This is a genomic window from Massilia sp. R2A-15 (assembly GCF_030704305.1).
In the GTDB taxonomy this organism is placed as follows: Bacteria; Pseudomonadota; Gammaproteobacteria; order Burkholderiales; family Burkholderiaceae_D; genus JAFCUW01.
This window is the reverse complement of sequence record NZ_CP131935.1, coordinates 2,655,454-2,677,034: the sequence shown is the minus strand read 5'-3', so window position 1 is coordinate 2,677,034 and position 21,581 is coordinate 2,655,454. Positions and strand designations below refer to the sequence as shown.

General features: G+C 63.3%; 24 protein-coding genes and 1 tRNA gene. 20 read left to right on the top strand and 5 right to left on the bottom strand.

Annotated features, from left to right (window positions below; translation table 11 throughout):
- Positions 1 to 75 precede the first annotated feature (75 nt).
- Positions 76 to 921, top strand: a complete 846-nt coding sequence (gene pssA / locus Q4S45_RS12325; protein WP_305504559.1) for a CDP-diacylglycerol--serine O-phosphatidyltransferase — start codon at positions 76 to 78, stop codon at positions 919 to 921.
- A 63-nt stretch (positions 922 to 984) separates the two neighbouring features.
- On the top strand, positions 985 to 2,529 hold the full coding sequence (locus Q4S45_RS12320) for a 2-isopropylmalate synthase (RefSeq protein WP_305504557.1): 1,545 nt from the start codon (positions 985 to 987) through the stop codon (positions 2,527 to 2,529).
- A 125-nt stretch (positions 2,530 to 2,654) separates the two neighbouring features.
- Here Q4S45_RS12320 and Q4S45_RS12315 read toward each other — a convergent pair whose 3' ends face one another.
- Entirely contained in the window at positions 2,655 to 3,089 is a 435-nt protein-coding gene (locus tag Q4S45_RS12315; protein WP_305504556.1) for a hypothetical protein, read from the bottom strand.
- Between the two features lie 240 nt (positions 3,090 to 3,329).
- Here Q4S45_RS12315 and rpsO point away from each other — a divergent pair, with 240 nt between their 5' ends.
- The 5 genes from rpsO (at position 3,330) to Q4S45_RS12295 (ending at position 7,382) form a co-directional block, all read left to right on the top strand.
- On the top strand, positions 3,330 to 3,599 hold the full coding sequence (gene rpsO / locus Q4S45_RS12310; RefSeq protein ID WP_054263682.1) for a 30S ribosomal protein S15: 270 nt from the start codon (positions 3,330 to 3,332) through the stop codon (positions 3,597 to 3,599).
- Positions 3,600 to 3,775: 176 nt separating this feature from the next.
- The gene (gene pnp / locus Q4S45_RS12305) at positions 3,776 to 5,905 is read left to right on the top strand and encodes a polyribonucleotide nucleotidyltransferase (RefSeq protein WP_305504551.1); all 2,130 of its coding nucleotides are present in this window, start codon (positions 3,776 to 3,778) and stop codon (positions 5,903 to 5,905) included.
- Positions 5,906 to 6,189: 284 nt separating this feature from the next.
- Complete coding sequence (locus Q4S45_RS23220) at positions 6,190 to 6,384, top strand: type II toxin-antitoxin system RelE/ParE family toxin (protein ID WP_374046108.1); 195 nt, start codon at positions 6,190 to 6,192, stop codon at positions 6,382 to 6,384.
- Complete coding sequence (locus Q4S45_RS12300; RefSeq protein ID WP_305504549.1) at positions 6,371 to 6,682, top strand: DNA-binding transcriptional regulator; 312 nt, start codon at positions 6,371 to 6,373, stop codon at positions 6,680 to 6,682. Before Q4S45_RS23220 ends, Q4S45_RS12300 begins: the two co-directional genes overlap by 14 nt.
- Positions 6,683 to 6,782: 100 nt before the next feature.
- A complete protein-coding gene (locus tag Q4S45_RS12295) occupies positions 6,783 to 7,382 on the top strand; it encodes a YdeI family protein (protein WP_305504547.1) in 600 nt (199 codons plus the stop codon).
- 78 nt (positions 7,383 to 7,460) lie between these two features.
- Here the strand turns inward: Q4S45_RS12295 and Q4S45_RS12290 are convergent, their stop codons facing one another.
- Positions 7,461 to 8,750, bottom strand: a complete 1,290-nt coding sequence (locus tag Q4S45_RS12290) for a GMC family oxidoreductase N-terminal domain-containing protein (RefSeq protein WP_305504545.1) — start codon at positions 8,748 to 8,750, stop codon at positions 7,461 to 7,463.
- A gap of 111 nt (positions 8,751 to 8,861) precedes the next feature.
- On the opposite strand from Q4S45_RS12290, the gene Q4S45_RS12285 reads away from it, so the two are divergent.
- Complete coding sequence (locus tag Q4S45_RS12285; protein WP_305504543.1) at positions 8,862 to 9,146, top strand: type II toxin-antitoxin system HicB family antitoxin; 285 nt, start codon at positions 8,862 to 8,864, stop codon at positions 9,144 to 9,146.
- 135 nt (positions 9,147 to 9,281) lie between these two features.
- Here Q4S45_RS12285 and Q4S45_RS12280 read toward each other — a convergent pair whose 3' ends face one another.
- Entirely contained in the window at positions 9,282 to 10,694 is a 1,413-nt protein-coding gene (locus Q4S45_RS12280; protein WP_305504541.1) for a pitrilysin family protein, read from the bottom strand.
- Between the two features lie 11 nt (positions 10,695 to 10,705).
- The gene (locus Q4S45_RS12275) at positions 10,706 to 12,091 is read right to left on the bottom strand and encodes a pitrilysin family protein (RefSeq protein ID WP_305504539.1); all 1,386 of its coding nucleotides are present in this window, start codon (positions 12,089 to 12,091) and stop codon (positions 10,706 to 10,708) included.
- Positions 12,092 to 12,366: 275 nt separating this feature from the next.
- Here Q4S45_RS12275 and Q4S45_RS12270 point away from each other — a divergent pair, with 275 nt between their 5' ends.
- Entirely contained in the window at positions 12,367 to 13,053 is a 687-nt protein-coding gene (locus Q4S45_RS12270; protein WP_305504537.1) for a type IV pili methyl-accepting chemotaxis transducer N-terminal domain-containing protein, read from the top strand.
- 97 nt (positions 13,054 to 13,150) lie between these two features.
- On the opposite strand, the gene Q4S45_RS12265 is transcribed toward Q4S45_RS12270, so the two are convergent.
- Complete coding sequence (locus Q4S45_RS12265; RefSeq protein ID WP_305504535.1) at positions 13,151 to 13,615, bottom strand: GyrI-like domain-containing protein; 465 nt, start codon at positions 13,613 to 13,615, stop codon at positions 13,151 to 13,153.
- 265 nt (positions 13,616 to 13,880) lie between these two features.
- Here Q4S45_RS12265 and Q4S45_RS12260 point away from each other — a divergent pair, with 265 nt between their 5' ends.
- The 11 genes from Q4S45_RS12260 to nuoF all read left to right on the top strand — a co-directional run bounded on the left by Q4S45_RS12260 (position 13,881) and on the right by nuoF (position 21,566).
- Positions 13,881 to 14,645, top strand: a complete 765-nt coding sequence (locus Q4S45_RS12260; protein ID WP_305504533.1) for a GIN domain-containing protein — start codon at positions 13,881 to 13,883, stop codon at positions 14,643 to 14,645.
- 31 nt (positions 14,646 to 14,676) lie between these two features.
- The gene (locus Q4S45_RS12255) at positions 14,677 to 15,285 is read left to right on the top strand and encodes a tetratricopeptide repeat protein (RefSeq protein ID WP_305504531.1); all 609 of its coding nucleotides are present in this window, start codon (positions 14,677 to 14,679) and stop codon (positions 15,283 to 15,285) included.
- Between the two features lie 177 nt (positions 15,286 to 15,462).
- Positions 15,463 to 16,206 (top strand): triose-phosphate isomerase, encoded by a 744-nt coding sequence (gene tpiA / locus Q4S45_RS12250; RefSeq protein WP_305504529.1) that lies wholly within the window; start codon positions 15,463 to 15,465, stop codon positions 16,204 to 16,206.
- Positions 16,207 to 16,277: 71 nt separating this feature from the next.
- Positions 16,278 to 16,679 carry a preprotein translocase subunit SecG gene (gene secG, locus Q4S45_RS12245; protein WP_305504527.1) on the top strand — a complete coding sequence of 134 codons (402 nt, stop codon included), beginning with the start codon at positions 16,278 to 16,280 and terminating at the stop codon, positions 16,677 to 16,679.
- Between the two features lie 153 nt (positions 16,680 to 16,832).
- Positions 16,833 to 16,919, top strand: a tRNA-Leu gene (locus tag Q4S45_RS12240).
- A 158-nt stretch (positions 16,920 to 17,077) separates the two neighbouring features.
- A complete protein-coding gene (locus Q4S45_RS12235; RefSeq protein ID WP_305512097.1) occupies positions 17,078 to 17,437 on the top strand; it encodes an NADH-quinone oxidoreductase subunit A in 360 nt (119 codons plus the stop codon).
- Between the two features lie 3 nt (positions 17,438 to 17,440).
- A complete protein-coding gene (locus Q4S45_RS12230) occupies positions 17,441 to 17,917 on the top strand; it encodes an NADH-quinone oxidoreductase subunit B family protein (RefSeq protein ID WP_305504525.1) in 477 nt (158 codons plus the stop codon).
- Positions 17,918 to 17,921: 4 nt separating this feature from the next.
- A complete protein-coding gene (locus Q4S45_RS12225) occupies positions 17,922 to 18,515 on the top strand; it encodes an NADH-quinone oxidoreductase subunit C (protein WP_305504523.1) in 594 nt (197 codons plus the stop codon).
- Positions 18,515 to 19,768, top strand: a complete 1,254-nt coding sequence (locus Q4S45_RS12220; RefSeq protein ID WP_305504521.1) for an NADH-quinone oxidoreductase subunit D — start codon at positions 18,515 to 18,517, stop codon at positions 19,766 to 19,768. Before Q4S45_RS12225 ends, Q4S45_RS12220 begins: the two co-directional genes overlap by 1 nt.
- Positions 19,769 to 19,794: 26 nt before the next feature.
- Positions 19,795 to 20,274 (top strand): NADH-quinone oxidoreductase subunit NuoE, encoded by a 480-nt coding sequence (gene nuoE / locus Q4S45_RS12215; protein ID WP_305504519.1) that lies wholly within the window; start codon positions 19,795 to 19,797, stop codon positions 20,272 to 20,274.
- Positions 20,271 to 21,566, top strand: coding sequence for an NADH-quinone oxidoreductase subunit NuoF (gene nuoF, locus Q4S45_RS12210; protein ID WP_305504518.1), 1,296 nt, complete (start codon positions 20,271 to 20,273; stop codon positions 21,564 to 21,566). The genes nuoE and nuoF overlap by 4 nt, the downstream gene beginning before the upstream one ends.
- Positions 21,567 to 21,581 lie beyond the last annotated feature (15 nt).

Genomic DNA, 21,581 nt, shown 5'->3' with positions numbered 1-21,581 from the left:
TCGCTATGTTAATCCTTTGCCCACTATAATAAGCGGGTAAACACGAGCAGCGAGACCTACTTGAAACGGACCCCTATGACCCCATTCACCCGCCGCAAAAAGCCTGGCGCCAAAAAACTGGCGCGCTTCGGACGCCGCCGCCTCGACGCGGCCGGCAATCCGATGCGCAGCCGCGGCATCTACCTGCTGCCGAATGCGTTCACGACCGCGGCACTGTTCTGCGGCTTCTACGCGATCGTCATGGCGATGAACCAGCGCTTCGAACACGCGGTATGGGCGATCTTCGTCGCCATGGTCCTCGACGCGCTCGACGGGCGCGTGGCGCGCCTGACCAACACTCAGTCCGAATTCGGCGCCCAGTACGACAGCCTGTCTGACATGGTGTCGTTCGGCGCGGCCCCGGCGCTGGTGATGTACGAATGGTCGCTGAATGGCCTGGGCAAGCTTGGCTGGATCGCCGCCTTCGTCTACTGCGCCGGCGCGGCCTGCCGCCTGGCGCGCTTCAACACCAACATCGAAGTGGTCGACAAGCGCTACTTCCAGGGCTTGCCCAGCCCGGCCGCCGCGGCGCTGGTGGCCGGCTACATCATGATGATGAGCGACCTCGAATTCATCGGCACGCGCATCTCGTGGGTGTCGTTCGTCGTCACGCTGTTCGCCGGCCTGACCATGGTGACCAACGTGCCGTTCTACAGCTTCAAGGACGTGAACTTCCGCAAGTCGGTGCCGTTCATCGCGGTATTCCTGATCGCGCTGATCTTCGCGCTGGTGTCGATCGACCCGCCGAAGGTGCTGTGGCCAATTTTTGTTTTATACGGTTTATCCGGTTATGCGGTGTATCTCTGGCGCCTGGCAAAGGGCAAGCCGGTGAGCATCATCCAGACCGACGAGGAACCGCTCGATCACAGCGAGCGCAGCTGACCCTCCACTCCGGTTGATGGCGGCTGCGTTCGCGTAATGTCAATTACGCTGAATGGAGCCGCCATGCCTGACCCGAACCGCCTCATCATATTCGACACCACGCTGCGCGACGGCGAGCAGTCGCCCGGCGCCTCGATGACCAGGGACGAAAAGCTCCGCATCGCGCGCCAGCTCGAGCGCATGCGCGTGGACGTCATCGAAGCCGGCTTCGCCGCCGCCTCGCCGGGCGATTTCGAAGCGATCCGCGCGATCGCCTCCGTCATCAAGGACTCCACCGTCTGCTCGCTGTCGCGCGCGAACGACCGCGACATCGCGCGCGCCGCCGAGGCGCTGCTGCCGGCGCCGAGGAAGCGCATCCACACCTTCATCGCCACCTCGCCGCTGCACATGAAAATGAAGCTGCGCATGGAGCCCGACCAGGTGCTCGAGCAGGCGATCCAGGCGATCCGCTTCGCCCGCAATCACACCGACGACATCGAGTTCAGTCCGGAAGACGGCAGCCGCTCGGAAGAGGACTTCCTGTGCCGCGTGCTCGAAGCCGTGATCGCCGAGGGCGCCACCACCATCAACTTCCCCGATACGGTCGGCTACGCGGTGCCGGAAGTGTTCGGCGCCACCATCAAGCGGCTGCGCGAGCGCATTCCCAATTCCGACAAGGCCGTGTGGTCGGTCCACTGTCACAACGACCTCGGGCTGGCGGTGGCCAACTCGCTGGCCGGCGTGATGATCGGCGGCGCGCGCCAGATCGAATGCACCGTCAACGGTCTGGGCGAGCGGGCAGGGAACACCGCGCTGGAAGAAGTGGTGATGGCGGTGCGCACGCGGTCGGACTACTACAAGCTGCAGCTGGGGATTGACACCACGCAGATCGTCGCCGCATCCAAGATGGTGTCGCAGATCACCGGTTTTGCGGTGCAGCCGAACAAGGCGGTGGTGGGCGCCAACGCGTTCGCGCATGCGTCGGGCATCCACCAGGACGGCATGCTCAAGGCGCGAGAGACTTACGAGATCATGCGCGCTGAGGACGTGGGCTGGGCCGCGACCAAGATCGTGCTGGGCAAGCTATCGGGGCGCAACGCCTTCAAGCAGCGCTTGCAGGAGCTGGGCATCGAGCTCGAATCCGAGGCCGAGGTGAATGCTGCGTTCGCGCGCTTCAAGGAGCTGGCCGACCGCAAGTCCGAGATCTTCGACGAGGACATCATGGCGCTGGTGTCGGACGAGGAGCATGCGCACGAGGGCGAGTATTACCGTTTCGTCTCGCTGGCGCAGCGCTCGGAGACGGGCGAAATGCCGCATGCGAACGTGGTGTTCGCGATCGACGGCAAGGAGTTCAGGTGCGAAGGCGAGGGCGACGGGCCGGTCGATGCGATGGTCAACGCCATCGAAAAGGAAGCGGCCAGCGGAGCGGAGCTGGTGCTGTTCTCGATCAACGCGATCAGCAACGGCACGCAGTCGCAGGGCGAGGTGACGATGCGGCTGTCGCATGCGGGGCGCATCGTGAATGGCGTCGGCGCCGATCCGGACATTATCGTGGCTTCAGCGAAGGCCTACATCGCCGGCTTGAACAAGCTGCATTCCAAGACCGAACGGGTCAATCCGCAGCAGTAGAAGAAAATGGGGTCAGGTCCGCCGGACCTGACCCGACCTTGTCGCTGCGGCGTGAATCGACGGATCGCCAGTTCGGACGCCGGCGTCAAAACCGGGGTCAGGTCCGCAGGACCAGACCCCTCGGACTAGCGGAAGAAGCGCCGCTCCTCGTACATCGGATCGGGCCCGTTCTGCATCATGCGCACCACGCCGGCGCGGTCGAAGTGCACGTGCATCATCGAGTTCCACACGCCCGCTTCCTTGTAGCGGTACGACCACACCTCGAAATCGCGCAGCGGCAGGTAGGACTTCTCGGCCGGCCTGCCGATCGTGCGCAGCACGTCCTCGTGCGTCGCCGTCCCCACCTGGATGGTAGCGAACTTTTCCCCGGTCAGCACCTGCTCGAGCAGCACCAGCCGCCCGTCGGCGCCGATGTGCGCCATCCACGTGCTCTGGCCCATCGGCCCGGTCGCGTATTCGAGCAGCTGCTCCGGCCCCGCCGAATAGGTCGCCGTCGGCTCGCCCAGCTTGAGCTTGACCGTGTCGATCGAGTCGCCCGGCAGCAGGGGCGGCCCCATCATGCTGGCGCAGCCAGCCAGAAATACTTGACTAGTCAACAATATCGCTGTTGTTATTTTGCGCATGACTGCCCCCGAATGGTGCAAAAAACATCATGATGCCCGAGTCCGGCGTAATCAGCACTGGCCGCACCATGCGTTTTCGCATATACTTGCGGGTCTGGCCGATTTTGGCTGGTTCATTTAACGAAGTTCACGGTGCGCTGGGTTGCGACTCTTGCACCGCATGTGAAAGGTAATATCATGACCGTAGAAAACATCAACAAAGCCGCGATCATCGCGGACAACGCCCGTGCCCAGAACGACACCGGCTCCCCGGAAGTCCAGGTTGCACTGCTGACCGCACGCATCAACGAACTGAACGGCCACTTCAAAGCCCACGCGAAAGATCACCACTCGCGCCGCGGCCTGATCATGATGGTCAACCGTCGTAAGAGCCTGCTGTCCTACCTGAAATCGAAGGACGCGACCCGTTACCGCGACCTGATCGCCAAACTCGGCCTGCGCAAGTAATTCTTGCCACCGCGATTTTAGCGACAATGCCTGCGCCAGTCTGACTGTCGCGGGCATTTTGCATTTTTGAGCGCCCGAATCATTGCAGCAAAGTAGTAAAGGTGGCCGTGAGGCTACCTGCGGTGAGGTGAACGACAGCCCCTGAAAATCTGTCGGCAAATAGAAAGGGATTACCCATGTTTAACAAAGTTACGAAAACCTTCCAGTACGGCCAACACCAGGTCACGCTGGAGACCGGCGAAATCGCCCGTCAAGCATCCGGCGCCGTGATGGTGTCGATCGAAGACACCGTGGTCCTGGCGACCGTGGTAGCGCGCAAGGACGCCAAGCCGGGACAGGACTTCTTCCCGCTGACCGTCGATTACGTCGAGAAAACGTACGCTGCAGGCAAGATCCCAGGCGGCTTCTTCAAGCGCGAAGGCCGTCCATCCGAAAAAGAAACCCTGACCTCGCGCCTGATCGACCGTCCGATCCGCCCGCTGTTCCCGGAAGGCTACCTGAACGAAGTCCAGGTCATCATCCACGTGCTGTCGGTGAACCCTGAAATCGATCCGGACATCGCCGCCATGATCGGCGCATCGGCCGCCCTGTGCGTGTCGGGCGTGCCGTTCAACGGCCCGGTCGGCGCCGCGCGCGTCGGCTACGCCAACGGCCAGTACATCCTGAACCCGACGACCACCCAGCTCAAGACGAGCCAGATGGACCTGGTCGTCGCCGGTACCGAGACCGCCGTGCTGATGGTCGAATCCGAAGCGCAGCAGCTGTCCGAAGAAGTGATGCTGGGCGCCGTGGTCTTCGGCCACGACCAGATGAAGGCGGTGATCGACGCGATCCACGACCTGGTGCGCGACGGCGGCAAGCCGGAAGTCGAGTGGGCGCCGCCTGCCAAGAATGAAGCGCTGATCGCGCGCGTCAAGCACTTCGCCGACGCCAAGATCAACGACGCTTACCAGACCAAGGACAAGCAGGCGCGTACCGCCAAGCTGAAGGCAGCCTTCAGCGAAGTGATCGCAGACCTGAACAACGAGTCGATGGCCTCGGGCGCCGCCGAAGTGGACGCTGCCGAAGTCGGCAACATCCTGTTCGACATCGAAGCGAAGGTCGTGCGTTCGCAGATCCTGAACGGCGAGCCACGCATCGACGGCCGCGACACCCGCACCGTGCGTCCAATCGAGATCCGCACCAGCATCCTGCCGCGCACCCACGGCTCGGCGCTGTTTACCCGCGGCGAAACCCAGGCGCTGGTCGTTGCCACCCTCGGCACCGCGCGCGACAGCCAGAAGATCGACGCGCTGATGGGCGAGTACACCGACTCGTTCATGATGCACTACAACATGCCTCCGTTCGCCACCGGCGAGACCGGCCGCGTCGGCACGCCGAAGCGCCGCGAAATCGGCCACGGCCGCCTGGCCAAGCGCGCGCTGATCGCCGCGCTGCCTGATCCGGAAGACTTCAGCTACTCGGTGCGCCTGGTATCGGAAATCACCGAATCGAACGGTTCGTCGTCGATGGCTTCGGTCTGCGGCGGCTGCCTGGCGCTGATGGACGCTGGCGTGCCGATGAAGGCGCACGTCGCCGGCATCGCGATGGGCCTGATCAAGGAAGGCGGCAAGTTCGCCGTCCTGACCGACATCCTGGGCGACGAAGACCACCTCGGCGACATGGACTTCAAGGTAGCTGGTACGCCTGACGGCATCACTGCGCTGCAGATGGACATCAAGATCATGGGCATCACCAAGGAGATCATGCAGGTCGCGCTGGCGCAAGCCAAAGAAGCGCGCCAGCACATCCTGGGCGAAATGCAGAAGGCCATGCCGCACGTGAAGACCGAGCTGTCGGACTTCGCACCGCGCCTGATCACCATCAAGATCAATCCGGAGAAGATCCGCGACGTGATTGGCAAGGGCGGCGCGGTCATTCGCGCGCTGACCGAAGAGACGGGCACCCAGATCGACATCAGCGACGAAGGCGTGGTCACGATCGCGTCGGTCGATGCCGCCGCCGGCCAGGAAGCCAAGCGCCGCATCGAAGAGCTGACCGCATCGGTCGAAGTGGGCAAGACCTACGACGGCGTCGTGCTCAAGCTGCTCGACTTCGGCGCGATCGTCCAGGTCATGCCAGGCAAGGATGGCCTGCTGCACATCTCGCAGATCGCCAACGAGCGCGTGAACGCCGTTGCCGACTACCTGAAAGAAGGCCAGGCAGTGCGCGTCAAGGTCCTCGAGACCGACGACCGCGGCCGCCTGAAGCTGTCGATGAAGGCCGCTGAAGGTGCCGAAGGCGCCGCAGCACCTGTAGCGCAGTAATCTTCGTTCCGGCTTCGGCCGACAAAAAAAACCGCCAGCGCGCAAGCCCTGGCGGTTTTTTTTGCGTCGGTGAGGTGAAGTCCTGCGAGCCTGAGCCCAGCTACCCATCCATTAATCCCACACCTGCCGACTTGTTCTTCCTGCCTCAATCGCCACTTCGAAAGCTGGAGTATGGTTATAGCGCGCCTCTCTTCCTGTACAGCGTGCTTTGAAATCATGGCACCTGGTGCTATAGTTCCTTCAATGAGAATGCTGCCGAAGGAAAGCGCGGCGGACTACGAACGCTGTTAGCCATCAGACTTAAGGATAAATCGTTCTTCATCTACGGCTACGCGAAAAATCAGCGAGATAACATCAACGAAACGGAATTGCGAGCATTGAAGGCGCTGGCGAGTCAGTTGTTAAACTACGACGCTAAGACGTTGGCCGTCGCGCTAAATGCCGGAGAACTGGTGGAAATCAATCATGAAGAAACATGACAAATTACTCGACGTGATACACGCAACCGCGCGGGGCTTCAATGCGGCCGGCGTAATGAACGCGACCACGATGAAGGAATTCGACGCGCTCTGCCTTCCACCGCTTAAGCAATATAGTGCAGAGCAAATAAAGCGTTTGCGATTGCGATCGAAAGCCAGCCAGCCGGTCTTTGCGGCCTATCTCAACACCAGTCCATCTACCGTCCAAAAGTGGGAACAAGGACAAAAACAGCCAAGCGGCGCTGCGCTCAAACTGCTCAACCTGGTCGACACCAAAGGATTGGAGGTGCTTTCCTAGTGTCGCTACGTTTGGCGCGCAGACGAATCCGCATTGCGTCAATGGTGGACAAGTTTGTTGAAATTGATAGACTGCCTGTTCACTTATCATTGATCCCGCCATGCCAACCATCGACCCGCGCATCGACGCCTACATCGCCGCATCTCCCGAGTTCGCCCAGCCCATCCTGACGCATCTGCGCGAGGCGATCCACGCCTCGTGCCCGGAAGTTGATGAGACGATGAAATGGAGCCGGCCGCATTTCGAATATCACGGTCTTCTTTGCGGCATGTCGGCGTTCAAGGCACACTGCGGTTTCGGCTTCTGGAAAGGCGCGCTGATGTTTCCCGGGATGGAAGAGCGCGAGGCGATGGGCCATTTCGGCCGGCTCACGTCGGTGAAGGACCTGCCGTCCAAGAAGGAACTGGCTGGCTTCATCAAGCAGGCCATGAAGCTGAACGAGGAGGGCGTAGCTTCGCCCGCGCGCGCCAAGCCTGCTGCGCCGCGACCGCTGAATGTGCCCGCCTATTTTCAAGCTGCGTTGGAGGCCAACGAAGCCGGACTGGAAAAATTCAACGCCGGCAGCACCAGCTTCAAGCGCGAGTATGTGGACTGGCTGGAGGAAGCGAAGACCGAAGCGACCCGTGAGCGTCGTATGGCGCAGGCGCTCGAATGGATCGCTGAAGGAAAAGGGCGCAACTGGAAATACGAGAAGTGCTGAAGATGGGGGCAGGTCTGCGGGACCAGACCCCGATGCTGCTTACCGACGGGGTCTGCTGTTGCGGACCTGACCCCATTTTTACTGCGCTGCCAGGTGCTCGCCGAGACGCACGCCAAGGCATAGCAGGGTAAGCGTCGGCGGCAGCCCCCATGGCCGCGGAATCACCGACGCATCGCACACATACAAATTCGCCGCGCCGGCTTTCAGATCGCTGTCGACGCCTTCCCCGATCCGCACGCTCCCGCCGGGATGCGCCGCGAAATGGCGGCTGTGAAAAACGTGCGGCGCCCCGGCGCCGCGCAGCACCTCGCGCGCCATTTCCACGCCGCGATCGAGCTTCAACCGGTCGTTCGCATGCAGGGGCTTGCTGGCCCACTTCAGCCCGATCGCGCCGCCGATCTCGTCGCGCACCTTCACCATGATCGACAGCGTGTGCCGATGCGCGAACAGCCGGTCCACACGGCCGGCCTGCAACGTGAAGCCCTGATACATCGGCGCAGGCAGCGTCATGTCTGCAAGCGAGATCCCGTCCGCATCGAAGCGTACTCCCGCCGCCATCGGCACTTCCGCGCCGCCGTCGATATCGTCGACCGTGCCCATCACGGCGATGACCGGGTCGCTGAAGAAGCCGCTGGTGCGCGGCGCCAGGCCTGAATTGTGCAGCAAGCGCGGGCTGCCCACGCCTCCGCCCGCCAGCACGACAACGCGCGCCCGCGCTTCCTGGACGACGCCTTCTCGCACGAACTCCACGCCAACCGCTCGGCCGTCTTCGATCAGCGCGCGCTTCACCCACGCCTGGTCGAGCATTGTCGCTCCACCGCGAATCGCTTCGTCGAGAAAGTCGCGCGCGGTCCACTTGGCGCCGAACGGGCAGCCATAGGCGCAGCGCCAGCAGCCGCTGCGGCACACGGATGGCCGGATCATCTTGTCGAGCTTTTGCCAATCGAATCCCGCCGTGCGCGCGCCTTGCATGATGCGCGAGGCCATCGGGCCGATGAGCGAATCGGGGAGGGGGCCGATCGGCAGTTCGGCACGCAGGTGGGACAGCGCCGGCGCGAGATCGATGCCGTACGCAGCAAACAGCTCTGCCGGCGGCGCCGCCGCGGTGGCGAAATTGATCGCCGAGCTTCCGCCGGCCGTTACGCCTTGCACCAGCAACGAGGCATCGCGCTGGATGAACATCCCTTTGCCAGGCACCGCGGCCATGGATGCCATCTGGCCCACGGTGCCGGTCAACGGTGCGGCGCTGCCTTGCTCGAGCACGAGCACGCGCCAGCCGCGACGCGTCAGCTGCCGCGCCACCGTCGCGCCGCCGGGGCCAGTGCCGACGACAATCGCATCGTAAGAGTGAGTGTGTGGTTCGGGCATTAGCTGATGGTGCAATCTAAATGTCTGTCAGTATCGGCGGTTTGGCAAGCTGCGTCAAAGCCAGGATCGTACGCGGCGTATCATGCTATTTCGAACCCGAAAGGAGTGAATATGAAACTGGCCGTGTTAATTCACAAGGATGAGGGAAGCGTTCACGGCGTCACCGTTCCTGCGCTGCCAGGTTGCTTTTCGTGGGGCGATACGATGGACGACGCGCTTGAAAATACGCGAGAGGCCGTGCAGGCTCATTTGAGCACGATGGTGAGCGAAGGAATGCCGATCAGCTTTGTTCATGCAAACCCCGAAGATTTCGCTACTGATTCAGGCGAAGAAGGGGGGGCGATGGTTGACATCGACATGTCAGAATTCGAATCGGCGCTTGCGTCGGTCAGGTAGCGTCTATTCGCACTAGCTGCGGACCAAAAAATGGGGTCAGGTCCGCAGGACCAGACCCCCGGCAGGCAGGCGGCGCCGATAAAAAAATGGGGCCAGATCCATCGGACCTGGCCCCACTAGTAGCGTTGGCTGGGATTACTTGTCGCTGACCGAGAACTCGCCGAACGCCTTGAGCTGCTCGCCCACCTGCGCCTTGTCGCCGACCACCACGATCGACTGGTTCTCCGGCGCGAAGTACTTCTTGCCGATCTCGCGCACCTGCTCCGGCGTGACCTTCTGGATCTTCGGCACGTACTGGCCCAGGAATTCAGGCGGCAGGCCGATCAGCCAGTTCGACGCGAGCGTGGCAGCCACCGCGCGCTGCAGCTGGTTGCTGATCAAATAGCCGCCGGCCACGTAGCGCTTGTTCATCTCCATTTCCGCCGGCGGCACCAGTTCGGAACCGAGCTTGCGGTATTCGTTGAAGAACTCGGTCAGCGAGGCGCCCGACACAGCATTGCGTACGTCCGCGCCGCCGATGATGCTGCCGCCGTTGCGATAAATGCGCGCGCCGGCCGAGGCGCCGTAGGTGTACCCCTTCTCTTCGCGCAGGTTCAGGTTGACCCGGCTGCTGAAGCCACCCCCGATGATGGTGCTGGCAAGGTGCATCGGCACCAGTTCGTCGGTGGAGGTCGGGATGCCCGGAGCGCCAAGGCGAATGGTCGATTGCACGCTGCCGCCGCGTTCGAGCAGCAGGCGCACCGGCTTGGCAACGCCCGGCGCCGCCGGCGTGGCTGCCAGCGCCGGTCCGGCCGCCTTCCAGTCGCCGAAGGCTTTTTGCGCCAGCTTCATCGCGTCCGCTTCCTTGATGCGGCCGGTGATCACCAGCAGCGCGTTCTCGGGACGGAAGCGCTTTGCGTGCTCGGCGCGCATCATCTCGTCGGTGGCGGAGCTGATGGCGTCCGCGGTCGGCTCGACCCGGCTGTACGGATGGTCGCCATACACCGCCTTGCCGATGGCGCGGTCGGCGCGGAAGCGCGGCGTGGCTTCCTGGACGCGCAGCGTTTGCAGCGCGTTGGCCTTGGCCAGCTCCACTTCCTTGGCCGGGAACGAAGGATGGCGCGCCACTTCGGCCAGCAGTTCGATCATGTCGCCGGCGTGCGACGTGACGGCGTTGGCGGAGACGATCATGCCGTCGCGCGCGGTCGTGGCGCCGACCGCGCCGCCCATGCCTTGCGCCGCTTCCGCGATCGCGCGCGAATCGCGCTTCGCGGTGCCTTCGTTGAGCAGGCCGGCCATCAGGTTGGCGAAGCCGGGATGGGCTGCGTCGTCGGCAGCGTAGCCCGCGCCGCGCACGGCCAGCACGTAGTCCACGCGCGGCAGGCCGCTGCGCGGAACCACCCACACCTGCATGCCGTTCGCCAGCGTCTTCTTGGCGATGTGCGGCGCCGGGATCGGCTTGTCCTTGCCGAAGGCAGGCATTTCTTTGGGAAGCTGTACCGGCTCGGCGGCATAGGCCAGCGGCGCGAACAGCATGGAAATCGTCAGTGTCAGCATCAGCTTTTTCATCGATGCGCTCCTTATTTCGTGACGCCGGCTGGCGGGGTTGCTGCCGCGACCTTGGCGACAGGTTTGCGGTCGATGACCGTGCGATTGGCGACGGTGAGGTAGGTGGCCGCGGTGCGCTTGATGTCGTCCGAGGTCACGCCTTCGATCCAGCCAGGGATCTTGTTGACGACGTTGGCGTCGCCCCACAGCGTCTGCAGCTTGGCCAGCGTGTCGGCGCGGCTCATGAACATTTCCAGCTTGTCGTTCCACTCGGCCAGCATCTTGGTCTTGACCCGCTTGAGCGTGGCGTCGTCGACGCCGTTCTTGACCACTTTCGCGATCTCGCCGTCCATCCCGGCCAGCACCGCATTGGCATTGCTGGTCGGCTTGTAAATGGCGAACACCGTGAACAGGGTAGGGCCGTCGAATTCCCACGGGCCGGTCAGGCCGTACAGCGAGTCGACGTTGAGCGCCACTTCGCTGCCCTTGACCAGGCCCTGGTAGAACATCGACGCATCGCCGCCGGCCAGCACTTCGCCCAGCACCGCCATCGCGGCTTGGTCGCGGCTGCCGCGCGCTGGCATCTTCCACGCCGCCGCAATCGCCGGCGCCTGCGCCAGCGCGTCGCTCTGCTCGATGCGCTTCTCGGCCGTGTTCAGGCCTTCGGTGAAGTCGGCTCCGGCCGGCACCGGACGCTTCGGAATCGCGCCGAAATATTTTTTGGCCAGCGCGAAGCCCTGGGCCGGAGTGACGTCGCCGGCGATCGCCAGCACCGCGTTGTTCGGGCCGTAGTAATCACGGTGGAAGGCGCGCACGTCGTCCAGGCTTGCGCCTTCGAGGTCTTCGAAGCTGCCGTAGCCGTCGTGGTTGTTCTCCCACTTCTGGAACGCGTGCTGGCCGATGTCGATCCACATGAAGCCGCCGTACGGCTGGTTCTTCACGTTGACGCGGATCTCTTCCTTGACCACGTCCTGCTGGTTCTTCAGCGACTTGGCGTTGAAGTCGAGCGTCTTCATGCGGTCCGCTTCGAGCCACATGATCGAGTCGATCGCCGACACCGGCGCGGTCTCGATGTAGTTGGTGAAGTCGGCGCGGGTCGAGCCGTTGTTGCGGCCGCCGCCGCCGGTGATCGTCTTGTCGAACACGCCCTTCGGCGCGACCGGCGTGCCCTGGAACATCAGGTGTTCGAACAGGTGGGCGAAGCCGGTGCGGTTCTTCGGCTCGAGGCGCATGCCGACGTGGTAGACCACGCTGACGCCGACAGTCGGCGACGAGTGGTCTTCGGAGACGATCACGGTCAGGCCGTTGTCGAGCTTCTGGGTCGCGACCGGCAGGGTCCACTGGTCGGGCGTCGCGGCCAGCGCGGCGAGCGACATGGAAAGTCCCGCGATCAGGGCGGGGATGTGGCGTTTGCGCATAGTGTCCTCAAAATGGCGATTGACCGGGTGTGCGAGTTGCTTCGCGGCGTATATATGTACCGACGAGCGACAATATTAGCGCCAAACTTGTGCGCTGAGGTAACAGATTGATATGTATATCCTGTCAGGAAAGAGGGGCAGGCCCGGCCGGCCTGACCCCATTTTGGGCGCCGCAATGGTGCTTGCCGCGCCAAGTTGGTGAGGAAAACCCCCGAAACCCCGCTTTTCGCTGGCACGGGAAATGCAATAAGGGTGGGATACCCTTGGAGGCCATCATGTCAGACCAGCTCATCCCCATCTCCCCGGCGAGCACGGAGCCGGTCCCCGACGTCCCGCTGTCGGGCGACGTCTTCGGCGCGCTGATCAACTTGTCCGGCAGGCGCCGCTTCACCTCGCAGCGCGTGGTGCTGTACGCGGTGCTCGCTTCGATGGGCCACGAAGGCGCGGTCGCCACGGCGCGCGACACGCTGGCCCAGTTTCGCGACGCGCACACCTCGCTGATCGACGGCAAGGGCAATATCCCGGGCATCTTTTGCGGCCAGCTGCGCGACGCCTATTTCGGCACGCTGCAGGGCGACAAGGTGATCCGCCACTTCATCCGGCTGGCCGAGACCACGCTAGACGGCATCGGCGCCAACGCGGCCGGCACGCCAAGGCTGCTGGACGAGCTGGTGCGCAGCGCCACGCCCTTGTTGAGCGTACTGAACGGATTGACGCTGGTGTATGAGGAACAGTCGAAGCGCCACGCCCAGGCCCAGCGGCGGCAATTGCAGGACCTGATGGGAGACGTCAAGACGATCGCCCGCCAGGCGCGCCTGGTCGCGTTCAACGCCCAGGTCGTCGCCGCCCGCGCCGGCCAGGCGGGCAGCGAATTCGCCGCGGTGGCCAGCACCATGACCGAGGTGACCTCGCAGATCGACGAGCTGGTGCGCGAGGCGCTGGCCAGCTCGCTGGCGCATTAGCGTTCAAGATGGGGTCAGGTCCGCGGGACCAGACCCCGATCCTGCCGGCGGCGCGTCACGAAGTCCGGGGTCTGGTCCCGCGGACCTGACCCCATGTTCAATCCTCCAGCGGCCAATTCAGCTGCGTGCGCCAAGCCGACGCATCCTGGGTGTCGCCCGGCCCGACCAGGTAGCTCTCCCAAATGAAGGTCTTGGTGATCAGGCCATTCTTGGCGATCCACTCCTTCAGCTCGCCCCATGCCGCGCCGATGCCCTCCATTGGCCCGTGATAAATGGTGCGCGCCACCTTCATCCCCGGCAGTTCCGCCGCGATCATGCGCCCGAGCGGCTTGACCGGCTGCGCCACCGGAAAGCCAATGTCGAAATCGAACACGTCGGTCGGCATCTTCAGGTGATAGCTGTACAGCGGCCCGGCCGGCGCCACCCCCTGCTGCTGCATGGCCGCGAGCAGTTCGTGCACGGTGGGCGGGAAGACCTGCTGGATTTCTTTCAAGGGCACGACGACGTGGATGGCGGCGCTGTCCTGCCTGGTCGATTCGACGATCTGGGGCGTTTCGATCATTGCGGTCTCCTGTAGCGATGAAAGTGCGCCGGTCCCGGGATTTTGTATTTGAGGATGCGAAATATGCATTTCATCGCAATCCGATGGGCACCCGCGCGGCGTCTGGCTATAGTGACACGATACCAAAACCATGGCGCATGAAAAAGCCAATGTTACTTTTTAAGCATAATTATCTGGAATGCCAGTTCGCTTGCTGGTAGTGTATCGGCACCGGCGGCCTGACCGCCGAAATGCAGATAAAAAAACAACAATATCGGGAGCATCCATGAACAGAGTCCTCCATGCCGGCGTCGCCGGCTTTGCGCTGTGCGCGCTGATCGGCGCCGCCGCTGCCGAGGAGAAAACCAGCGAAACGCGCGCCATCGATGCGCGCGTATCGCGCGTCCAGCTCGACGGGGTCATCGACCTCAAGCTCAAGCAGGGCCCCGTGCCGCTGCTGGTGCTGACCGGCGACCCGCGCTTCCTCGCCCGCACCACTACCATCCAGAGCGGCGACACCATCAGCATCGATACCGAAACGCGCGGCTTCAAGATCAGCACGCGCGAACGCGTGCACGCCGAGCTCACGCTGCCACAGTTGCGCGAAGTGTCGTCCGACAGCGTCGGCTCGACCGAGATCGCCGGCTTCAAGGGCGAGGAGCTCGACCTGTCGCTCGACGGCGCCGGCGCCATGAAGGTCGTGTGCGACTACAAGCTCGTCAACGCCTCGCTGGGCGGGGTGGGCAGCATGAACATCCAGGGCGTCAGCGGCAATGGCGTCGATTTGAACTTGCGCGGGGCCGGCTATGTCACATTATCCGGGCACAGCAAATGGCTCAAGGCGAACCTGGGCGGCCTGGGCGGGCTCGACGCGCGCGAGTTCCAGGCCGATTCGGTCGAGCTGCAATTGAGCGGGCTGGGCAACGCGTCGGTATCGGCCAGCCAGAGCGCCAACCTGAAGCTGTCGGGACTGGGCTCGGTCACGGTGTTTGGCAAGCCGCTCAACCGCACGGTCAGCGTCGAGGGGCTGGGCAAGGTCAGCTGGAAATAAGAACGATGGAACCTGGTTTTCACCACGAGACATGAAAAAATTATTTGTTGCGATCGGCCTGGCGCTGGCCTTGAACGGCAGCGCGATGGCCGGCTTCACCGAAGGCGCGAACGCCTATAACGCGCGCAATTACGACGTGGCGCTGAAAGAGATCACGCCGCTCGCCAGGGCCGGCAATGCCGACGCCCAGCACCTGCTCGGGCTGATGTATTACATGGGCCGCGGCGTCAAGCGCGACTACAAGCAGGCGATGGAATGGCACCGCAAGGCCGCGCAGCAGGGCAAGGCCGACGCGCAGTACGTGGTCGGCGCCATGTACTACACCGGCAACGCGGTGCCGCAGGACCAGAAGCTGGCGGTGCAGTGGTTCCGCAAGGCCGCCGAGCAGGGCCACTCCGACGCCCAGCACGCGCTCGGCCTGATGTACCGCTACCACGTGGCGGGCATGCCGCAGGACGTGGTGATCGCCTACATGCTGTGGAACCTCGCTTCGGCCGGCGGCAACATGAATGCCACCGAGCAGCGCGCGGCGATCTCGCGCCAGATGACGCAGGAGCAGATCGAGGAAGGGCAGGCCATGTCGCGCAACTGGAAGCCCGGTTCGCCGCTGCCCACCCAGTCGCGCACCGGCGCCGGCTAGCTAGCCAGGGGGGCTGGTCCTGCGGAACGACGGGGACGCCGAGTCCCCATTTTCGCTCGGCCACCGTGACCTTCGAGATGGGGTCAGGTCCGCAGGACCAGACCCCGGCGTCGCGGTTGTTTGACCGTCCCGACAAACGGCGGTTACAATAACGGGTTAAACAAACCCTAGACACCTATGCGCCGCAAACTCGTCGTCGGTAATTGGAAAATGAATGGCAGCCGTGCGGTCAACGCCGCGCTGCTCTCGGGTATTACCGCCGGCCTGGACGGGGCAGCAGCCGATTGCGCGGTGTGCGCGCCGGCGCCTTACCTGGCGCAGTGCGAGTCGGCCCTGGCCGGCACCCCGGTCGCCTGGGGCGCGCAGGATCTGTCCGCGCACGCCGGCGGCGCCTTCACCGGCGAAGTGTCGGCTGCGATGCTGGCCGATTTCGCCTGCAAGTACGTCATCGTCGGCCACTCCGAGCGCCGCGCGTATCATGCCGAGAGCAATGAACTTGTCGCGAAAAAGGCTGTCGCAGCATTGGAAGCAGGCCTGACACCGATCGTCTGCGTCGGCGAAACGCTGGCCGAACGCGAAGCAGGGCGCACCGGCGCCGTCGTCTCGGCCCAGCTGGATGCCGTGCTGGCGCTGCTCGACGACGCCGCCGCCGCGCGCATCGTGCTGGCCTACGAGCCGGTATGGGCGATCGGCACCGGCAAGACTGCGACGCCGGAAATGGCGCAGGAAGTGCACGCGCAGCTGCGTGCGCAACTGAAGCAAAAGAATGCCGCTGACGCCGTGCAGATCCTGTACGGCGGCAGCATGAAGCCCGACAACGCCAAAGAGTTGATGGCCCAGCCGGATATCGATGGCGGCCTGATTGGCGGAGCAGCGTTGAAGGCGGCCGATTTCCTGGCCATCATCCACGCCACCCGCTGAGCCGGCACCCGCTGGAGCCGGCGCGAACCTGAAATTTTTAATCTTGTAGTCAAACTTGGAATGGAATAGCAATGAACACTTTGTTCAATCTGATCGTCGTCGTACAGGTTTTGTCAGCCCTGATCATCATCGGCCTGGTGCTGCTGCAGCACGGTAAGGGCGCCGACATGGGCGCCGCATTCGGCTCCGGCGCGTCCGGCAGCCTGTTCGGCGCCACCGGCTCGTCGAACTTCATGTCCAAATCGACCGGCGTCGCCGCCGCGGTGTTCTTCGCATCGACGCTGGCGCTGGCCTACTTCGGCACCCAGCGCACCGCGCCTACGGGCGCCGGCGTGATGGAGCGCGCGGTGCCGGCAACCAAGGCGCCGGCGACGACCGGCGCGGGCATCCCTGCGACCACCACCGTAGCGCCTGCAGCGCCTGCGTCGGCTCCGGTTGCTCCTGCGGCGCCAGCGAACCAAATTCCGAAGTAAATACGGAAAATCAGTCACACCGGGGCTTGCCCCGCGGGCTCAGACCCCGATTGCAATAAAAGATTTACAGTTTTATCCGTTTTTCCCTGCGCTAGCGCAACTTTAGCATTGAAAAATAGTGCTACGGCAGGTTAGAATAGCGGTCTCAGAGATGCCGACGTGGTGAAATTGGTAGACACGCTATCTTGAGGGGGTAGTGGGAGAAATCCTGTGCGAGTTCGAGTCTCGCCGTCGGCACCAAGGAATACAGAGAAGCCAGCAAGGGCTGTGCGCCCTGGCTGGCTTTTTTTACGAGGGTCGGTTGCATGGTGCTGGTGCGGCTCTGCCAGGATCGCGCAACCGGGCGCTGCTCGGAGCAGTGGTTCTTTAACCGATCATTCAACAAAGGCTCATCCATCGTGAACCTCGAAAATTATTTCCCCGTATTGCTGTTCATCCTCGTCGGCGTCGGCGTCGGAGTGGTGCCCCAGATCCTGGGCAAGCTGCTCGGCCCGCACAAGCCCGACTCGGCCAAGCTCTCGCCCTACGAGTGCGGCTTCGAAGCGTTTGAAGACGCGCGCATGAAGTTCGATGTCCGCTATTATCTCGTCGCTATCCTGTTTATTTTGTTCGATCTGGAAACCGCATTCTTCTTCCCTTGGGGCGTTGCAATGAAGGATCTGGGCTGGTCCGGGTTCGTCACGATGATGGTGTTCATCGCCGAATTCGTGGTCGGTTATTGGTACATCTGGAAGAAAGGTGCCCTTGATTGGGAATAAGCCATGGCAATTGAAGGCGTATTAAACGAAGGTTTCATTACCACCACAGCCGACAAGCTGATCAACTGGGCCCGCACCGGATCGATGTTTCCGATGACGTTCGGCCTGGCTTGCTGCGCGGTCGAGATGATGCACACGGGCGCGGCCCGCTACGACATGGACCGCTTCGGCGTCGTGTTCCGCCCGTCGCCGCGCCAGTCCGACGTGATGATCGTCGCCGGCACGCTGTGCAACAAGATGGCGCCGGCGCTGCGCAAGGTCTACGACCAGATGCCGGAGCCGCGCTGGGTCATTTCGATGGGCTCGTGCGCCAACGGCGGCGGCTACTACCACTACTCTTACTCGGTGGTGCGCGGCTGCGACCGCATCGTTCCGGTCGACGTCTACGTCCCGGGCTGCCCGCCGACCGCCGAAGCGCTGCTGTACGGCATCCTGCAGCTGCAGAACAAGATCAAGCGCACCAACACCATCGCCCGCTGACACCATGACGACCAAACTCGAAACCCTGCAATCCGCCCTGCAAACCGCGCTGGGCGAGGGCGCCGTCGTCACTGCCGCCCTTGGCGAAGTGACCGTCGTCGTCAAGGCTAGCGCCTATCTGGCCGCGATGCAGACCCTGCGCGACGACCCGACCCTCCAGTTCGAACAGCTGATCGACCTGTGCGGCGTGGACTATTCCTCCTACGGCGAAGGCACGTGGGACGGCCTGCGTTTCGCCGCCGTCTCGCACCTGCTGTCGCTGGCCCACAACTGGCGCGTGCGCGTGCGCGTGTTCGCCCCGGACGACGAGATGCCGGTGCTGGCCTCGGTGGCCGGCATCTGGCGTTCGGCCAACTGGTACGAGCGCGAGGCGTTCGACCTGTACGGCATCCTGTTCGAAGGCCACAACGACCTGCGCCGCATCCTGACCGACTATGGCTTCATCGGCCATCCGTTCCGCAAGGACTTCCCGATTTCGGGCTACGTCGAGATGCGCTACGACCCCGAGCAGAAGCGCGTGATCTACCAACCCGTGACGATCGAGCCGCGTGAAATCATTCCGCGCGTGATCCGCGAAGAAACCTACGGGATGAAATAATGGCTGAACTTAAGAATTACACCCTCAACTTCGGTCCGCAGCACCCGGCCGCGCACGGCGTGCTGCGCCTGGTGCTCGAGCTGGACGGCGAAGTGATCCAGCGCGCCGACCCGCACATCGGCCTGCTGCACCGCGCTACCGAAAAGCTGGCCGAGACCCGCACCTACCTGCAGTCGGTGCCGTACATGGACCGCCTCGACTACGTGTCGATGATGAGCAACGAGCACGCCTACGTGCTGGCCATCGAGAAGCTGCTCGGCATCCAGGCGCCGATCCGCGCCCAGTACATCCGGGTGATGTTCGACGAGATCACCCGCCTGCTGAACCACCTGATGTGGCTCGGCGCGCACGCGCTCGACGTCGGCGCCATGGGCCCGTTCCTGTACGCCTTCCGCGACCGTGAAGACCTGTTCGACGTCTACGAAGCGGTGTCGGGCGCGCGCATGCACGCGGCCTACTACCGTCCGGGCGGCGTGTACCGCGACCTGCCGGACGCGATGCCGAAGCACAAGGCCTCGATCATCCGCTCGGCCAAGGCCATCGACGCCCTCAACGAAGCGCGCCAGGGTTCGCTGCTGGACTTCATCGACGACTTCTCGAACCGCTTCGTCAAGTACGTCGACGAATACGAAACCCTGCTGACCGACAACCGCATCTGGAAACAGCGCACCGTCGGCATCGGCGTCGTCTCGCCGGAAGCGGCCAAGGCGATGGGCTTCACCGGCGCCATGCTGCGCGGTTCGGGCATCGAGTGGGACCTGCGCAAGACCCAGCCGTACGCTGTGTACGACAAGATGGACTTCGACGTCCCTGTGGGCACCAACGGCGACTGCTACGACCGTTACCTGGTGCGCGTCGAAGAGATGCGCCAGTCGAACCGCATCATCAAGCAGGCATCGGCCTGGCTGCGCGCCAATCCGGGCCCGGTGATGATCGACAACCACAAGATCGCGCCGCCGTCGCGGGTCGACATGAAGACCAACATGGAATCGCTGATCCACCACTTCAAGCTGTTCACCGAAGGCATGCACGTGCCGGAAGGCGAAGCGTATGCGGCGGTCGAGCATCCGAAGGGCGAATTCGGTATCTACATCGTGTCGGACGGCGCCAACAAGCCGTACCGCCTGAAGATCCGCGCCCCGGACTATGCCCACCTGCAGAGCCTGGACGAAATGGCGCGCGGCCACATGATCGCCGACGCCGTCACCATCATCGGAACGCAAGACATCGTATTCGGCAGCATCGACCGCTAAGCCGTTTGCACATTTAGGGCAGAACCATGTTGTTATCTGAACTTTGCTACAAAAAAATCGACCGCGAGTTGGCCAAGTATCCGGCCGACCAGCGCCAGTCGGCCGTGATGGCCGCGCTGGCCCACGCCCAGGTCGAACTGGGCTGGCTGTCGCCGGAAACCATGCAGGAAATCGCCGACTACATCGGCATGCCTGCCATCGCCGTGCAGGAAGTGGCGACGTTCTACAACATGTACAACGTCAAGCCGGTCGGCACCCACAAGATCTCGGTCTGCACCAACCTGCCATGCGCGCTGTCGGGCGGCGTCCACGCCGCCAAGCGCCTGCAGGACAAGCTGGGCATCGGCTTCCGTGAAACGACGGCCGACGGCAAATTCACCCTGGTCGAAGGCGAGTGCATGGGCGCTTGCGGCGACGCGCCGGTGATGATCGTCAACAACCACCGCATGTGCTCCTTCATGAGCGATGAAAAGATCGACGCCCTGGTAGAGGAACTGAACAAATGACCAGCCTGCACGACCGTCACATCAAGCCGGTGATCCTGGCCGGCCTCGATGGCGCCAACTGGCACCTGAACGACTACGTCAAGCGCGGCGGCTACAGCGCGCTGCGCCGCATCCTCGAAGAGAAGATCACGCCGGAACAGATCATCGCCGACCTGAAGGCTTCGGGCCTGCGCGGGCGCGGCGGCGCCGGTTTCCCGACCGGCCTGAAGTGGAGCTTCATGCCGCGCCAGTTCCCTGGCCAGAAATACCTCGTCTGCAATACCGACGAAGGCGAGCCGGGCACCTTCAAGGACCGCGACATCATCCGCTACAACCCGCACGCGCTGATCGAAGGCATGGCCATCGGCGCCTACGCGATGGGCATTACCGTGGGCTACAACTACATCCACGGTGAAATCTGGCGCGAGTACGAGCTGTTCGAAGAAGCGCTGGAAGAGGCGCGCGCCGCTGGCTTCCTGGGCGACAAGATCATGGGCAGCGACTTCAACTTCCAGCTGCACGCGGCCCACGGCTACGGCGCCTACATCTGCGGCGAAGAGACCGCCCTGCTCGAGTCGCTCGAAGGCAAGAAGGGACAGCCGCGCTTCAAGCCGCCGTTCCCGGCTTCGTTCGGCCTGTACGGCAAGCCGACCACGATCAACAACACCGAGACGTTTGCGGCCGTCCCGTTCATCCTGAACATGGGCGCCGAGAACTACATGGCGATGGGCAAGCCGAACAACGGCGGCTCGAAGATCTTCTCGATCTCGGGCGACGTCGAGCGTCCGGGCAACTACGAAGTTCCGCTGGGCACGCCGTTCGCGACCCTGATGGAGCTGGCCGGCGGCATGCGCGGCGGCAAAAAGATCAAGGCCGTGATTCCTGGCGGTTCGTCGGCGCCTGTCGTGCGCGGCGACGTCATGATGAACACCGACCTCGACTACGATTCGATCGCCAAGGCCGGCTCGATGCTCGGCTCGGGCGCCGTGATCGTCATGGACGAGACGCGCTGCATGGTCAAGTCGCTGCTGCGCCTGTCGTACTTCTACTACGAAGAATCGTGCGGCCAGTGCACCCCATGCCGCGAAGGCACGGGCTGGATGTACCGCATGGTCCACCGTATCGAGCACGGCCAGGGCCGTCCGGACGACATGGATCTCTTGAACAACATCGCCGACAACATCAAGGGCCGCACCATCTGCGCGCTCGGCGATGCGGCCGCGATGCCGGTCCAGGCCATGATCAAGAACTTCCGCGAAGAATTTGAATACCACATCGAGCACAAGCATTGCCTCGTGCCCGCTTATATCTAAGGCCAGAGAAATCTC

Coding starts and splice junctions, on each gene's coding strand:
- pnp (WP_305504551.1), top strand. CDS start 3,776: ATGTTTAACAAAGTTACGAAAACCTTCCAGTACGGCCAACACCAGGTC.
- Q4S45_RS12285 (WP_305504543.1), top strand. CDS start 8,862: ATGAAACTGGCCGTGTTAATTCACAAGGATGAGGGAAGCGTTCACGGC.
- rpsO (WP_054263682.1), top strand. CDS start 3,330: ATGACCGTAGAAAACATCAACAAAGCCGCGATCATCGCGGACAACGCC.
- Q4S45_RS12225 (WP_305504523.1), top strand. CDS start 17,922: ATGACGACCAAACTCGAAACCCTGCAATCCGCCCTGCAAACCGCGCTG.
- secG (WP_305504527.1), top strand. CDS start 16,278: ATGAACACTTTGTTCAATCTGATCGTCGTCGTACAGGTTTTGTCAGCC.
- Q4S45_RS12290 (WP_305504545.1), bottom strand. CDS start 8,750: ATGCCCGAACCACACACTCACTCTTACGATGCGATTGTCGTCGGCACT.
- nuoE (WP_305504519.1), top strand. CDS start 19,795: ATGTTGTTATCTGAACTTTGCTACAAAAAAATCGACCGCGAGTTGGCC.
- Q4S45_RS12230 (WP_305504525.1), top strand. CDS start 17,441: ATGGCAATTGAAGGCGTATTAAACGAAGGTTTCATTACCACCACAGCC.
- pssA (WP_305504559.1), top strand. CDS start 76: ATGACCCCATTCACCCGCCGCAAAAAGCCTGGCGCCAAAAAACTGGCG.
- Q4S45_RS12260 (WP_305504533.1), top strand. CDS start 13,881: ATGAACAGAGTCCTCCATGCCGGCGTCGCCGGCTTTGCGCTGTGCGCG.
- Q4S45_RS12270 (WP_305504537.1), top strand. CDS start 12,367: ATGTCAGACCAGCTCATCCCCATCTCCCCGGCGAGCACGGAGCCGGTC.
- Q4S45_RS12295 (WP_305504547.1), top strand. CDS start 6,783: ATGCCAACCATCGACCCGCGCATCGACGCCTACATCGCCGCATCTCCC.
- Q4S45_RS12265 (WP_305504535.1), bottom strand. CDS start 13,615: ATGATCGAAACGCCCCAGATCGTCGAATCGACCAGGCAGGACAGCGCC.
- Q4S45_RS12280 (WP_305504541.1), bottom strand. CDS start 10,694: ATGAAAAAGCTGATGCTGACACTGACGATTTCCATGCTGTTCGCGCCG.
- Q4S45_RS12220 (WP_305504521.1), top strand. CDS start 18,515: ATGGCTGAACTTAAGAATTACACCCTCAACTTCGGTCCGCAGCACCCG.
- Q4S45_RS12320 (WP_305504557.1), top strand. CDS start 985: ATGCCTGACCCGAACCGCCTCATCATATTCGACACCACGCTGCGCGAC.
- nuoF (WP_305504518.1), top strand. CDS start 20,271: ATGACCAGCCTGCACGACCGTCACATCAAGCCGGTGATCCTGGCCGGC.
- Q4S45_RS12315 (WP_305504556.1), bottom strand. CDS start 3,089: ATGATGGGGCCGCCCCTGCTGCCGGGCGACTCGATCGACACGGTCAAG.
- Q4S45_RS12300 (WP_305504549.1), top strand. CDS start 6,371: ATGAAGAAACATGACAAATTACTCGACGTGATACACGCAACCGCGCGG.
- Q4S45_RS12275 (WP_305504539.1), bottom strand. CDS start 12,091: ATGCGCAAACGCCACATCCCCGCCCTGATCGCGGGACTTTCCATGTCG.
- Q4S45_RS12255 (WP_305504531.1), top strand. CDS start 14,677: ATGAAAAAATTATTTGTTGCGATCGGCCTGGCGCTGGCCTTGAACGGC.
- tpiA (WP_305504529.1), top strand. CDS start 15,463: ATGCGCCGCAAACTCGTCGTCGGTAATTGGAAAATGAATGGCAGCCGT.